General features: G+C 33.7%; 13 protein-coding genes and 1 pseudogene. 11 read left to right on the top strand and 3 right to left on the bottom strand.

Annotated elements, in window-relative coordinates:
* Positions 1-55 precede the first annotated feature (55 nt).
* On the top strand, positions 56-979 hold the full coding sequence (locus ACU8YW_RS09490) for a CobW family GTP-binding protein (protein WP_262720226.1): 924 nt from the start codon (positions 56-58) through the stop codon (positions 977-979).
* Positions 980-1,088: 109 nt separating this feature from the next.
* Here the strand turns inward: ACU8YW_RS09490 and ACU8YW_RS09495 are convergent, their stop codons facing one another.
* Complete coding sequence (locus tag ACU8YW_RS09495; RefSeq protein WP_087982942.1) at positions 1,089-2,084, bottom strand: S-layer homology domain-containing protein; 996 nt, start codon at positions 2,082-2,084, stop codon at positions 1,089-1,091.
* 199 nt (positions 2,085-2,283) lie between these two features.
* Between ACU8YW_RS09495 and ACU8YW_RS09500 the strand changes: the two are divergent.
* From ACU8YW_RS09500 to ACU8YW_RS09525, 6 genes and pseudogenes are all read left to right on the top strand, one after another.
* A pseudogene (locus ACU8YW_RS09500) lies at positions 2,284-2,716 on the top strand (3-oxoacyl-[acyl-carrier-protein] synthase III C-terminal domain-containing protein); the annotation flags it as partial.
* A 181-nt stretch (positions 2,717-2,897) separates the two neighbouring features.
* The gene (locus ACU8YW_RS09505) at positions 2,898-4,115 is read left to right on the top strand and encodes a substrate-binding domain-containing protein (RefSeq protein WP_426933754.1); all 1,218 of its coding nucleotides are present in this window, start codon (positions 2,898-2,900) and stop codon (positions 4,113-4,115) included.
* 90 nt (positions 4,116-4,205) lie between these two features.
* Positions 4,206-4,979: an ABC transporter ATP-binding protein gene (locus ACU8YW_RS09510; RefSeq protein ID WP_088063051.1), complete on the top strand. Its 774-nt coding sequence runs from the start codon at positions 4,206-4,208 to the stop codon at positions 4,977-4,979.
* Entirely contained in the window at positions 4,957-5,658 is a 702-nt protein-coding gene (locus ACU8YW_RS09515; protein ID WP_426933753.1) for a branched-chain amino acid ABC transporter ATP-binding protein, read from the top strand. Before ACU8YW_RS09510 ends, ACU8YW_RS09515 begins: the two co-directional genes overlap by 23 nt.
* Before the next feature lie 21 nt (positions 5,659-5,679).
* Positions 5,680-6,540: a branched-chain amino acid ABC transporter permease gene (locus tag ACU8YW_RS09520; RefSeq protein ID WP_088063053.1), complete on the top strand. Its 861-nt coding sequence runs from the start codon at positions 5,680-5,682 to the stop codon at positions 6,538-6,540.
* 49 nt (positions 6,541-6,589) lie between these two features.
* The gene (locus ACU8YW_RS09525; RefSeq protein WP_131933559.1) at positions 6,590-7,543 is read left to right on the top strand and encodes a branched-chain amino acid ABC transporter permease; all 954 of its coding nucleotides are present in this window, start codon (positions 6,590-6,592) and stop codon (positions 7,541-7,543) included.
* A 92-nt stretch (positions 7,544-7,635) separates the two neighbouring features.
* On the opposite strand, the gene ACU8YW_RS09530 is transcribed toward ACU8YW_RS09525, so the two are convergent.
* On the bottom strand, positions 7,636-8,424 hold the full coding sequence (locus ACU8YW_RS09530) for a LysR family transcriptional regulator (protein ID WP_088121888.1): 789 nt from the start codon (positions 8,422-8,424) through the stop codon (positions 7,636-7,638).
* A gap of 120 nt (positions 8,425-8,544) precedes the next feature.
* On the opposite strand from ACU8YW_RS09530, the gene ACU8YW_RS09535 reads away from it, so the two are divergent.
* A complete protein-coding gene (locus ACU8YW_RS09535; protein ID WP_088063056.1) occupies positions 8,545-9,093 on the top strand; it encodes a DUF4865 family protein in 549 nt (182 codons plus the stop codon).
* Positions 9,094-9,181: 88 nt separating this feature from the next.
* Here ACU8YW_RS09535 and ACU8YW_RS09540 read toward each other — a convergent pair whose 3' ends face one another.
* Entirely contained in the window at positions 9,182-9,925 is a 744-nt protein-coding gene (locus tag ACU8YW_RS09540; RefSeq protein WP_088063057.1) for a siderophore biosynthesis protein, read from the bottom strand.
* Between the two features lie 303 nt (positions 9,926-10,228).
* Between ACU8YW_RS09540 and ACU8YW_RS09545 the strand changes: the two genes are divergently transcribed.
* The 3 genes from ACU8YW_RS09545 to ACU8YW_RS09555 all read left to right on the top strand — a co-directional run bounded on the left by ACU8YW_RS09545 (position 10,229) and on the right by ACU8YW_RS09555 (position 12,717).
* Positions 10,229-10,768, top strand: a complete 540-nt coding sequence (locus ACU8YW_RS09545; RefSeq protein WP_088063058.1) for a DUF4352 domain-containing protein — start codon at positions 10,229-10,231, stop codon at positions 10,766-10,768.
* Positions 10,769-11,135: 367 nt separating this feature from the next.
* Positions 11,136-11,579, top strand: a complete 444-nt coding sequence (locus ACU8YW_RS09550; RefSeq protein WP_001205523.1) for a MarR family winged helix-turn-helix transcriptional regulator — start codon at positions 11,136-11,138, stop codon at positions 11,577-11,579.
* Positions 11,580-11,661: 82 nt separating this feature from the next.
* Positions 11,662-12,717, top strand: a complete 1,056-nt coding sequence (locus tag ACU8YW_RS09555) for an LLM class flavin-dependent oxidoreductase (protein WP_426933752.1) — start codon at positions 11,662-11,664, stop codon at positions 12,715-12,717.
* Positions 12,718-13,045: the final 328 nt, after the last annotated feature.

Consider the following 13,045-nt stretch of genomic DNA (forward strand, 5'->3'; position numbering starts at 1 on the left):
CGTAATTATTACGCTTTGAATACGTTTTGAAATAAAGAAATGGATGGTTGATCAAATGAATAAAGTAGAAATTCATATATTAGGTGGCTTTTTAGGTAGTGGAAAATCAACATTATTACAAAATTTATTGTTAGCGGAGAAAAAGAAGGATAGAAAAGTTGCAGTGTTGATGAATGAGATTGGTGAGTACTCAGTAGATACAGATATTATTGGAAAAGAGAATGTTTTAAGAGAGCTTCTGAAAGGTTGTATTTGTTGTACGCTAAAAGAAGAGCTTGAAATACAATTACATTCGTTATATCAACAAGAAAGACCAGATGTCATTTATATAGAAACGACAGGTGTTGCGCATCCAATTGAAGTGTTAGATGCATGTGTATCACCAATTTTAGCACCTTTCCTAGAAGTGAAATCAATAGTAGTCGTTTTAGATGCAGTAAGGTGGTTAAATCGAAGTGTATTAAGTGCAAACGTTCAGCAATTATTACATGAGCAACTGAAGTTTGGTAGCCAAATTTTAATTAATAAATCAGATTTACTAACAGATGCGGATAAGAACAAAGTAATTGAAGATGTGAAAGCAATAAATAGTCATGCGAAATTGTTTGAAACAAAGTATTGTAATATATCTTTAGAGGATATAGAAGAAGTTGAATTTACGAATGATGGGGAACATGAGACACTACATGTAAAACAGCATTTGCATATACAAACGATGACATATCAATTTACGAAATCAATTGATCAAGATAAATTATACGAATGGCTTTCGAATTTACCAGATAGTATTTATCGTGTAAAAGGTTTTGTGAAATTTCATGGGGACAAATATCCTCACTTATTCCAATACTCGTTCGGGGTACCGACTTTATTGGAACAAGACTTCGGTTTCCCAACGAACTTGGTAGTAATAGGAGAAGGGCTAGATAAGAAACAATTGGCTGAAGGGTTAGAGAAAGTGGAACTTAATTCTAATTAAGATTAAAGGAGCTGCCCCGCAAGTCGTTGAAACCGACTTGTGGGGCAGCCCTTTTATTTCTTATGAGTAACCATTTAGCTACTTGTATTCATGTTAAATAGTCACTCTTTTAGTATTTTCGTTTTCCAAGATAAACATTTACTCTAGTACTAGAGTCTCTACTAAATTCAATTTTGCGACCATCTAATTCTATTGTTCGAGAGCTTGCAGTAGGATTTTTAATTAGACTATACAGATAATCTGCTTTAGTTGGTAGTAGTGTATTTAGGATTTTTCTCACCGGCTCGTTTAATACAGGATCATCACTATGAATAGACATTCTATATGCACTGTCATCATAGGGAGAAAAATTAAATTGCATAATGCCATCATATGTTTGACCAGTTTTAGTGAATACATAGTTATAATCGGTTTTTAAAAACCCAGAATCAATCAGTATATTCTCAATTTCTTTATACTTATCCTCATCTTTCGCAGGAATAGAATCAGGAATAAAATAAGGACTTACATTAATTGCGCTATACATAAACTTTGCAAATTGTTCTCTTGTTACATTCAGTTTTCCGCCGTATTGATAGTTTCCAATTCCGTTTGTAATACCATTACTATACAATGAACGAACAGAGTTTGTTGCCCAATGATTATTTGGAACATCATAGAAAAGGTCGTTTGTTTTTACAGGTAAATGAAACGCTTTTTGTAAGATAACAGCCATTTCATATCGAGTTAATGTATCATCAGGTCTAAACTTGTCAGTGCTATTGTCCCCTGTCATGATTCCTTTTTGAGCAACTGCTTTAATATTGTTTTCAAACATATGCCCATGAATATCAGAGAAATGTTTACTTGTAGATCCGGTATTTTCTAGTTTTAAGTATCTTGAAATAATCGCAGCTACTTGCCCACGAGTTACATTGTCCCCAAATCCAAATTTTCCGTTACCATAACCATTCATGACATTTTGTTCAGTTAAATGGTCAATCGAATCTTCAGACCAATGCCCTTTTGGTACATCGATGAAACGTTCAGTTTGTGCATGAGCATTCGTTGCACCGAATAATGTGGCGGTAATTAAGCCTGTTGCAAGTACATGTTTAAAATTCATTATGATTCCTCCTAAGTATATAAAACAATATTTTCTCACCCATATCCGTTACTTTTAAGTGATAATCACTTATCTATTATATTAGTATATTTAGTTTTTGTAAAATATGGATTTACTTTCGGAATATTGCTTAAATATATTTGGTGTTATAAGAGGGAAGTATAAAAAGTTAACTGACGGGGCGTTGATTCATTTTGATCATGAAGATGTTCGTATCCCAGCTGGTGGATCGAAGCAGGTTGCGAGCTATGATACTGTTGAGAATCGACAACATTATTATTGATGTAATAGATCCTATTAGTATGAAAGAACGTCTAGACCGGGTTTCAACTCCTAATTTTGACAAGGTGATTCGGGAGGCGTTAAGAAAAAGTGGATTTACTCCTAAAGATATTAAAGTATTGTTACCACTGCATACAAAACGTTCTATGTTAATAGAATTGATACAGGGGCTAGGGCTAGCAGAAGAACAAGTTGTATATTTAGATCATTATGGACATATGTCAGCGCTGGATCCTTGCATTGGTCTTCACTTTGCAAATGAACAGGGAAAATTACAGGCCGGAGATATTGCAGTAGTAGTTAGTGCAGGGACTGGATATACGTGGGCAGCGACTGTAATTAGGTGGTGAAAAATGCTAGATGAATATATGGTAAATGGAGGTATTTGGAAAGAGGCGGCGAATGTAAAGGTACTTCATTAAATTTTTTTAACAGATTTGTTTGTATGATTCAGAGGAAAAGTCATAATTACGGATGGGCAACTTTGGCGTGTTTGACTCTATCAGAAAGTAAAGTATGGGGAGGATCACAATGTCGATGAAAAAACGTAAATGGCTAAGAATGGTGGCTACTGGTTGTATTTTAAGTTCGTTATTAATAACGGCAGCTTGTTCAGGAAAGAAAACAAGTACAGAGGATGAAAAGACGATTAAGGTAGGGGTTCTTGCTTCATTAACAGGTCCATTAGAATCATATGGAAAACAAACAGTGAACGGATTTGAATTAGGGTTAGACTATGCAACGGGTGGAACTGGGAAAGTGGAAGGGAAGAAGATTAAGTTTGTTGTAGAAGATACGGAAACAAAAGCAGAGGTGGCGGTTAAAAAAGCTACGAAGTTATTAGAAGAAGAGAAAGTCGATTTTTTAATCGGATCATCTAGTTCAAGTGATACATTAGCGGTATTACCACTAGCTGAAGAATATGAAAAAATAATGGTTGTTGAACCAGCAGTTGCTGATAGTATTACCGGAAAGAACTGGAATAAATATATTTTTAGAACAGGAAGAAGTTCTTCGCAAGATGCGATTGCAGGAGCAGCGGCAATTGCAAAAAAAGATGTAAAGATTGCGACGTTTGCTCCGGATAATGCATTTGGCCGTGAAGGGATTGCAGCTTTTAAAGCTGGAGCGAAGAAATTAGGTGCGAATATTGTAAACGAGCAATATGCTGATACGAATTCGACTGACTTCACTGCAAATATTCAAAATATCATTAGCTCAAAACCAGATTATTTATTTATCGTTTGGGCAGGGGCAAACTCACCTTGGAAACAGTTAAAAGATATGAATGTGGAAGCACAAGGTATTAAAATTTCTACCGGTGCACCAGATATACCGGCATTAAAAACGATGGATGCGTTAGTAGGAATGCAAGGTTTTTCTGTTTATTATCATACACTCCCGAAAAATAAGGTGAATGATTGGTTAGTGGAAGAACATAAAAAACGATTTAATGGTGCGGTGCCAGATTTATTTACAGCAGGTGGAATGTCAGCGGCAATTTCTATTGTAGAAGCTTTAAAGAAAACAAAAGGTGATACAGATGTTGATACGTTGATTAAGAAAATGGAAGGAATGGAATTTGATACACCGAAAGGAAAGATGAAGTTTAGAGAAAAGGATCACCAAGCGATGCAAACACTTTATTCTATCACATTGAAAAAGCAAGATGGTGTTGATTATCCGGTGCCAGTATTAGAGCGAGAATTAACGATGAAAGAGACAGAACCACCAGTTCAAAACAAATAAACTGAATTTTCTGTTGTTTTTGTATAAAGAGGGGGATGCCCTCTTTATACGTATTTCTTTCATACTTAAAGCTTTAAAGGGAGGGATTTCGTGACACATTTGCTAGAAACGAAAAATCTTAGCGTATCTTTTGGCGAGCATCATGTTATTAAGGATGTGAATTTAACGGTACAAAAAGGAAAACTTATTTCCATTATTGGACCAAATGGTGCAGGAAAGACAACGTTATTTAATTTACTAAGTGGACAAATTTCTCCAACAAAGGGTGAAGTATATTTTAAAGGACGAGAGATTACAAAATTATCAATTTCGGATCGAACTCGATTAGGAATCGGCCGTTCTTTTCAGCTTACAAATATATTCCCAGAGTTAACGGTACTTGAAAATGTTCGTTTAAGTGTTCAATCATTTGTTCAAGATTACTATAGTTTTTTTCCGAGTTCGGCAAAATTTAAGCAACAAGTGGGAGAGGCGAGACGTTTCTTAAAAACAGTCTTACTTCACGAGAAAGAACATGTATTAGCGAAAGATTTAGCACATGGGGAAAAACGAAAGTTAGAGCTTGCGATGTTACTAGCTTTAAAAACGGATGTATTACTACTTGATGAGCCGACGGCAGGTATATCAGTTGAGGAAGTACCGGCTATTTTACAAGTGATTGAAAATATTAAAAAACATCCAGAGAGTACAATTGTACTAATTGAACACAAAATGGATATGGTACTAGGTTTATCAGACCATCTTATCGTTTTATTCCATGGAGAGTTATTAGCTGAAGGTTTGCCCGAAGAAATGATGAAAGATGAGCGTGTACAAAGTGCTTATTTAGGGGGATTATATAGTGGCACTATTACAAGTGAATAATATAGAGACGTATTTAGATCAGTTTCATATTTTACAAGGGGTATCTCTTGCTGTTGAGAAAGGAACGATTACTGTACTGTTTGGAAGAAATGGGGCAGGGAAGACGACGACATTACGTTCGGTTATGGGATTTCACCATATCGCACATGGTGAAATTTATTATGATCGTACACAAGTAAATGGATTATCTACACATTTAATTTCAAGGAAAGGAATAGGTTATGTACCAGAAAATCAAGGTATTTTTCACGATCTGACAGTAGAAGAAACATTCGCTCTTGCTAGGGGTAAGGGAGAAGAAGCGGAAGAGAAAATTGAGTGGATGCTTGAACTATTTCCAGATTTAAAGCAGTTTTGGCACAAAAAAAGTGGATTCTTAAGCGGAGGACAAAAACAAATGCTAGCAATTTCAAGAGCATTTATTAATAGTGATGGTTTATTACTTATTGATGAGCCGAGTAAAGGCTTGTCCCCTATTATGATAGAAAAATTAATGATAGCCATTTTGAAAATGAAGGAGAAAACAACAGTTTTACTCGTTGAACAAAACTTTATGATGGCTAGTCAAATTGGTGATTACTTTTATATTATGGATAACGGAAGAATTGTTCATAACGGTTTTATGCATGAATTAAAAGAGGATAAGGAAATGTGTCACAAATATTTAGGAATCTCTTAACATGAATCCGAGGTGAGAAGGATGGATGTGTTAATCAATTTATTTGTAAATGGGATTTCAACAGGGATGCTCATTTTTTTATTAGCATCAGGACTTTCACTTATTTTCGGTTTAATGAGCGTTCTAAACTTCGCACATGGTGGTTTATTTGCCTGGGGAGCGTTTACAGGTGTTTGGATATTTAATATGACAGGTAGTTATGTATTAGCGTTAATTGGAGCAATTGCTATGGGGATGTTTCTTGGATTCATTTTAGAAAGATTCCTTATTAGACCGGTATATGGAAATCATGTTCGCCAGCTTCTTGTGACGCTTGGAGGAATGCTTGTACTTAGTGAATGTATTAAAGTATTTTGGGGGCCAAATCCAATTGGTGCTAAATTACCGTTATGGTTACAAGGTAGTTATACATTTGAAGGTATTATATTAATTAAATATCGTCTATTCGTAATTTTAATTGGGATCATCATTTATATTTCCTTACTATTATTGCTTAAAAAAACAAAGATAGGTCTAATGATCCGTGCAGGTGTAATGGATAAAGAAATGGTTCAAGCGCTCGGTATTAACGTAAAAGCGATATTTTCTTTCGTCTTTTTATTAGGAGCAGGGATGGCAGCGTTGGGAGGCTTCTTATTAGCACCGTATTCAGGAGTTATTTTCGCCGAGATGGGTATGCAGTATGCGATTTTAGCTTTCATAGTAGTAATCATTGGAGGATTAGGAAGCGTACAAGGTTCAGCAATCGCATCTTTAATTGTCGGATTAGCGGGTGCTTTTACAGCGTATTTTATACCGGATTTATCACTTGCAATCAATATGTTAATGTTACTATTTTTCTTAATAGTGAAGCCAAATGGACTTGTTAGTGAAAAGGGGTGAAATGGTGAACAGCACATCAAATCGAATTAAAGTATACTTCGGAGTATTTATGCTCATTTGTTTAAGTGTATTTCCATTCGTAAATGATTCACGGAGCTTGTTAATTTTGTTCACTCAAATCTTCATCTTTGCTATTTTTGCAATGAGTTTTGATGTATTGCTTGGGTATACAGGAATTGTATCGTTCGGCCATTGTATGTTCTTTGGAATTGGAGCGTATGGGGTAGCACTTTTATTTGATCGGCAAGGAGTATCCATAACGAACTTTTTAATAGGGATAGTAGCTGCAATTATCATTTCAGCAATTGTTAGTTATATAATCGGTTTGCTTTCGTTACGGCTGAAAAGTCATTTTTATGCAATGTTAACACTTGCTATTTCACAGTTGTTTTTCGTACTTGCTGAAAAATGGCGTGGACTCACTCACGGAGGGGACGGTTTTACATTTGGTGTACCAGACTTATTCCGTGATCGTTTTACGTTTTATTATGTAACACTTATATGTTTAATTGTCATTTTTATTCTGTTACGTCTTTTCACAAAATCTTCTATTGGAAAAGTATTAAAGGCAATTTCACAAAATGAGCAACGTGTTGAAGCATTAGGATATAAAGTTCTTCATTATAAAATTATTGCTAGTATTGTTGCAGGAGTAGTTGCTACGATTAGCGGTGGTTTATTTGTTATCACACTACGCTTTGTTAATACGACTGTATTTTCAATTGAAATGACATTAAATGCATTATTGATGACAATGATTGGAGGCGTTGGAACGTTAATTGGAGCAATTGCTGGAGCTGGAATTATTGAATCACTGAAATATTATTTATCAGAACTAGCCACAGCGTATCCGATTTTTGAAAGATGGACAATTATTCTTGGTTTATTGTACATTATCGTCTTGCTAGTTTTTCCGAAAGGATTAGTTGGCACGATTAAGAGACTGAAGAATGTGAAACAGAGTAAGAAGGAGAAAAGTGCAGAAGTGGAGCAAAATGTGTGAAAAATCAATTGTATAGAATATGAAAATCCCTCTTTTAAATTCGTAAAGGAGGGATTTTTATTGGTGTATGTAATTAGTTTATAGCTATTCTATTAATCAAATAGTTCATCAGGGATTTGTTTTAAAGAGTTTTCATTTGTAAAAAAATGAACAGCTAATTTCTCAATTGGAACATTTTCAATTGGTACCAATGTATCATTTCTAATCGGCAAAAAGGCTATTCCTTTTCCGTCCTGAATAAACTCTTCCATAAGCGAATAAGAATCTAATTGTTGAAGTTGACGCTGTGATAAATGATTTTCTTTTAGAAATTGTATCGTCTTATTTCTAAAAGGGCACTTTTTGTCATTACTAACGAAGAAGAGTTCCTGCGAATAGTCAATGGTACGTGTTTCTTTCGTTTTTAATAAGCCTATAGAAATTGAAGTAGTAAATACTTTTTTAAAAGCTGCGTCGGGATCATCCTCATAAGTGATGACCATATCAACTTTTTGTTGTTGCAGTAATTTTTGTAAATGACTACTATTTTCTACATATATTTGATAATTCCTGAAATTTTCTTTAATACGCTTACTTACATAATTAGTCAAAATAGATTGTGACGTCGCGATTATATAAGAAGAACCACTCGTTTTAATTTTATCTTTCGCTTCTTCTACTAAAGTTAATATTTGATTCGTGTAGTCTAATAAAATGTCACCAGAAGGTAACAAGGAAACGCCTTTGTTATCTCTATGTAGTAAAGGAGTTTCTAATTCTTGTTCTAATTTTTTGATTCGCTCAGTTACGTTTGGCTGAACATATCCTAACTCTTTAGCAGCTTTACTAATAGAACCTTCACTAGCTACAGTTTTGAATATAATAAGATCATTTATTTCCATTTATCACAGCCCCTTATACGGTATCATTATAAATGATAACAAACATAATTTATACCTATTTTACGTTAGTCAATCACCGGTTTATCATTGTGTATATAAGATAGAAAGTGAGTGATAAACATGATTGGAATGCAATATAAAGTCATTTTGCCAAAGGATTATGACATGGAGATTATTAAAAAAAGGGTAAAGGATAATGGGCATAAAACGGATGGTTTTCAAGAATTGAATTTCAAAGCATATTTAATTACTGAGGTAGGTATGGAAGGGAATTTCTATAACTGTTATGCACCTTTATATATTTGGAATGGTCATGAAGGAATGAACAAATTTATCTTTGAAGGGTATTACGATAATATTTTACAATCTTTTGGGTGGCAACAAATAAATATAGGTGTTCCATTAGTTGTTAATCTAAGTGGTGATTTTAAGAAATGTAAGTATGTTGTTGAATATGTGGGAAGTATTTCTCAAAAGAATTCATTGATTGGGACTCAATTTAATATTTTTAATAAGAATGTCCAGAATACAGAAAATTGTAAAGGGAATGTAATAGTGTATAACCCAGATAAGTGGGGATATAGTCAGTTTGAATTTTATGAAGTAAAGCCTGAAATTGAAGAGATGGAGGATATTACAATATATGAGGTTTTACACATTTCACAGTAGATGAGGAATTGAAATATAAATAAATTATTTATAAAAAATCCATTTTGAGTCAAGTAATAATGTTCAAAATGGACTTTTCTTAATTATCTTATGTATATTCAAAACAAATTACTGCTTTTCTTAATTCTTTATTAAAGAATAAGTAAATACGATCGGCACCATAAGCTTGAAAATAATATCCTGTAACAAATCCAACATATGTAAATGGATGTCCATATTCATCTTTTGGTACATATAGAAGATTCGTAAAGTCAAAAATTTCGTCTTCGTTATCGCAGTCTTCTAATAATTCTTTACCTTCTTCTGTCATAAAACGAACATCATTTAGGATACCATTTACCACGGGATAATTTAATCCCCAGCCATTTGTTTGTTTTTCGGCAAACTCTCGTTCTAATACTTCTACAGATGTAAATTCTTTTCCAAAGCTAGAATAAGGATAAATTTTTTGATTACGTTGAAAATAATCTTTACGGATTTGATAATTTCTTTCATTACTCTCGTAGGCTTGTTCTATTATGTCAGAATTATTTTGTTCGATTTCGAAATAATTCCAATCCGCTTCAAATTTATATTTTCCATTAATGACATTGAATCCTAATGTATCTGCTTTCGTAAAATTTGTGTGAAATGGTTTGGTGAAATCACCCACGCAACCATCATGGATTTCTTTTGCTGACACAATATGTAACCATTCGTCCAATTCCGGTTCAATACATTGTAAGTTTATAGAACAAATGGGTAAAAAGTGCTTTTTATGTTGTTCTAAATCATCATAAAATATGTCTTCATATTCAGGAAATGGTTTTATAAATTGTTTAGAAATATGCATGTTCTGCCCACCTTTATACTAGTGCTTTGTTTAATTTTATCATTTTATTTGAATTTTTTCTTATTTAAAACTTTATGATACTCATAGTTATGGGAAGAAAGAGTTCGTAAGTAAGGTAGATATCTATTGTTAAGATTTTATCATATGTCGAACAGTTGAGAGATGAAGCAGAGTAAGACTTCATACTTATACATAGCCTTACTACATTCGACACATAGCGACAATATAATGTTCGTTTATCTGTTAGTATAGTATATAGTTTTTGGGGATTTTTATCATTTTCACATTGGGGGAAGGGAATTTATGTTTAAAAAAATCGCGACAGTCACTTTAGCAGGGACGTTAGCTTTCAGTTTATCGGCATGTGATGAGAAGAAAGAAGTAGCTAAAACTGTATCAAATGATACTAAGGAAGAGCAAAGTAGTGCCAAAAAAGAAAATACGAAGAATGAAGATACAAGAGAATATAATGTTGAAAAAACTACTGAAATTAGAAATCAAAAATTAACAGTCCATAAAGTACAAATAGCACAAGTGGCAGAATATGATAAGCTGGAAAAAGGTAATGAGTTTGTTATTGTTCATGTTACAGTAGAGAATATTGGTCATCAAAAAGTTAGAATTAACCCATTGGATTTTTACCTTGAAAGAGGCGATGGAAGTATTGTGGACCATACATTTTCAACTAGCAATAAAAATATTTTTAAAATTAAAGATGTAGATCCAAACGGTAAGTTAACAGGAGCTATAACATTTGAAGCGAAAAAAGGTGATTCTAATCTTGAATTAATTTATAGACCTGATGTTATGTCTAAAGAGGAAGTAAAAGTAGAGCTTAAATGATTTATCCCGTAAAAGTCCGATTGGTGTAAACAAGGGCCTTTTATGCAAACTTATACAGGTTTTACATGAAGACGGTATGCTCAAATGAATTTACGGTACGATAAAAGAAAATAATAGATTAGATGGTGTGAATTTCAAATATACTGTTTTGAAAACGAAAAATAAATGCATGATAAGGATTGGCGTTGGAGCTTAATCCTTTTTTTATGGAGATGTAGAGAATGGCAAGTAGACCTAATACTACACGATTGATGCCTTTAGTTAAGTACAAGTAAGTTGAGTTATATAAAAAATGTAATTATTTCTTGCATTACTATCACTTGAGTGGTAAAGTGATAGTAAGATTCACGATAGGAAGTGATCAAATATGCGTGATAATACGATAGGGTCATTAATATGGTTACGTTTAATACGATTTACGAACCAAAGTAATCAGATGTCAAATGAGTTTTTAAAACGGTTTGATTTAACGACAGCTCAATTTGATGTGCTTTTGCAAATACGTACGTATCAGCCACTCACACAAATGGAGTTAGCTGAAAAGGTAACTGTTACACAAGGCGGTATTTCTCGAATGCTAACTCGTCTTGAAAAAGAAGGATATATTGTACGAAAACAAGATTGGAAAACGAAAACAATTAGTCTTACAGAGCAAGGGGAAGCAGCTTTAGAGAGAGCGTTGCCAGAGCAACTTGCATTTCAATCATCGTTTTTTGATGATGTATTAAATGAAGAAGAGCAGAAAATATTATACGAGCTGATGACGAAAGTTCATAAGCATAGTGAAAAAAAAGAATTGCCGCAAGAGTAATTTTTTTTCACTATCAATTGACTAATCAAGTGATGGGTGATTGAAGAAAATGAATACGACTGAATTAAAGGAGAGAGCAACTATGGAAAAATACCGTATGGATACAAGTAAAGGAATAGAGTTTGGATTATATTCAATTGGGGATCATGTTTTAAATCCACATAACGGAGAGAAAATTAGTGCAGAACAAAGAATTCATGAATTAATTGAAACAGCAAAGTTAGCGGATGAATCTGGATTTGATGTATTTGCTGTCGGTGAAAGTCATCAAACGCATTTTACAACGCAAGCTCATACAGTTATTTTAGGAGCTATTGCACAAGCTACGAAAAATATAAAAATTGCAAGTTCAGCAACGATAGTAAGTACATCTGATCCGGTACGAGTGTATGAGGATTTTGCTACAATTGACTTAATTTCTAATGGACGTGCAGAAATCGTGGCTGGTCGTGGATCTCGTATTGGGGGATATAGTTTACTTGGTTATGACGTGAATGATTATGAAGAGCTATTTGAAGAGAAGATGGAACTTTTATTAAAAATTAATAAAGAGGAACATGTAACATGGAACGGACAGTTCAGAGCGCCGCTTGCACATGCATCGGTTATTCCGAGAGCTAAAAATAATAACTTACCAATTTGGCGTGCAGTTGGTGGCCCACCAGCTAGTGCGATTAAAGCAGGACGTGCGGGTGTACCAATGATGATAACAACACTAGGTGGTCCAGCTATTAACTTTAAAGGATCAGTAGATGCTTATCGTGAGGCTGCGGCGCAAAGTGGATTTAATCCAGCAAGTTTGCCAGTTGCAACAACGAGTTTATTTTATACAGCAAAAAATTCACAAGATGCGTTTAGTGAATACTATCCTCATATTAATGCTGGTATGCTTACACTGCGTGGTGGTGGGTATCCGAAGCAACAATTTACAAATGCAGTAGATTATCGTGACGCATTAATGGTTGGTAGCCCGCAACAAATTATTGAAAAAATGCTTTACCAATATGAATTGTTTGGACAACAACGTTTTATGGCACAAATTGATTTTGGTGGTGTGCCACTTAATAAAATTGAGAAAAATATCGAATTAATTGCTACTGAAATTTTACCGGCTGTTAGAAAACATACAGCAAAATAATTTGAAAAATACCGAGAGTCTAATCGATTCTCGGTATTTTTTTATGTATTAATTTTGTTTGAAAAAATGACAAAAAAATGAATTTTCAGTCTAGAAAGAGGGAAGGGGTTTTCTATTTTTGAATAACATTATTTCGTGTTTGAATTTTAGGAATGTATTTTTCTCTTGACAAAAAAGTAACTGATTTCTTCATTGGTAAAGAGGACATTTTTTCGTGAAAAAGTCAAGCGTATGTAGAGAAAACTGATTTTTTTATTGATATGAGAGTAAGTCTTATATTAAAAAAATACATTTTAGTAATGAGAAAAATCTAATTCAAAAAAATGAC

It is taken from the genome of Bacillus pretiosus (assembly GCF_052947655.1).

What these genes read in the sequence shown, in the direction of transcription:
- ACU8YW_RS09520 (WP_088063053.1), top strand. Translation starts at nt 5,680, where the DNA reads ATGGATGTGTTAATCAATTTATTTGTAAATGGGATTTCAACAGGGATG.
- ACU8YW_RS09545 (WP_088063058.1), top strand. Translation starts at nt 10,229, where the DNA reads ATGTTTAAAAAAATCGCGACAGTCACTTTAGCAGGGACGTTAGCTTTC.
- ACU8YW_RS09490 (WP_262720226.1), top strand. Translation starts at nt 56, where the DNA reads ATGAATAAAGTAGAAATTCATATATTAGGTGGCTTTTTAGGTAGTGGA.
- ACU8YW_RS09535 (WP_088063056.1), top strand. Translation starts at nt 8,545, where the DNA reads ATGATTGGAATGCAATATAAAGTCATTTTGCCAAAGGATTATGACATG.
- ACU8YW_RS09550 (WP_001205523.1), top strand. Translation starts at nt 11,136, where the DNA reads ATGCGTGATAATACGATAGGGTCATTAATATGGTTACGTTTAATACGA.
- ACU8YW_RS09555 (WP_426933752.1), top strand. Translation starts at nt 11,662, where the DNA reads ATGGAAAAATACCGTATGGATACAAGTAAAGGAATAGAGTTTGGATTA.
- ACU8YW_RS09495 (WP_087982942.1), bottom strand. Translation starts at nt 2,084, where the DNA reads ATGAATTTTAAACATGTACTTGCAACAGGCTTAATTACCGCCACATTA.
- ACU8YW_RS09530 (WP_088121888.1), bottom strand. Translation starts at nt 8,424, where the DNA reads ATGGAAATAAATGATCTTATTATATTCAAAACTGTAGCTAGTGAAGGT.
- ACU8YW_RS09505 (WP_426933754.1), top strand. Translation starts at nt 2,898, where the DNA reads ATGTCGATGAAAAAACGTAAATGGCTAAGAATGGTGGCTACTGGTTGT.
- ACU8YW_RS09525 (WP_131933559.1), top strand. Translation starts at nt 6,590, where the DNA reads ATGCTCATTTGTTTAAGTGTATTTCCATTCGTAAATGATTCACGGAGC.
- ACU8YW_RS09540 (WP_088063057.1), bottom strand. Translation starts at nt 9,925, where the DNA reads ATGCATATTTCTAAACAATTTATAAAACCATTTCCTGAATATGAAGAC.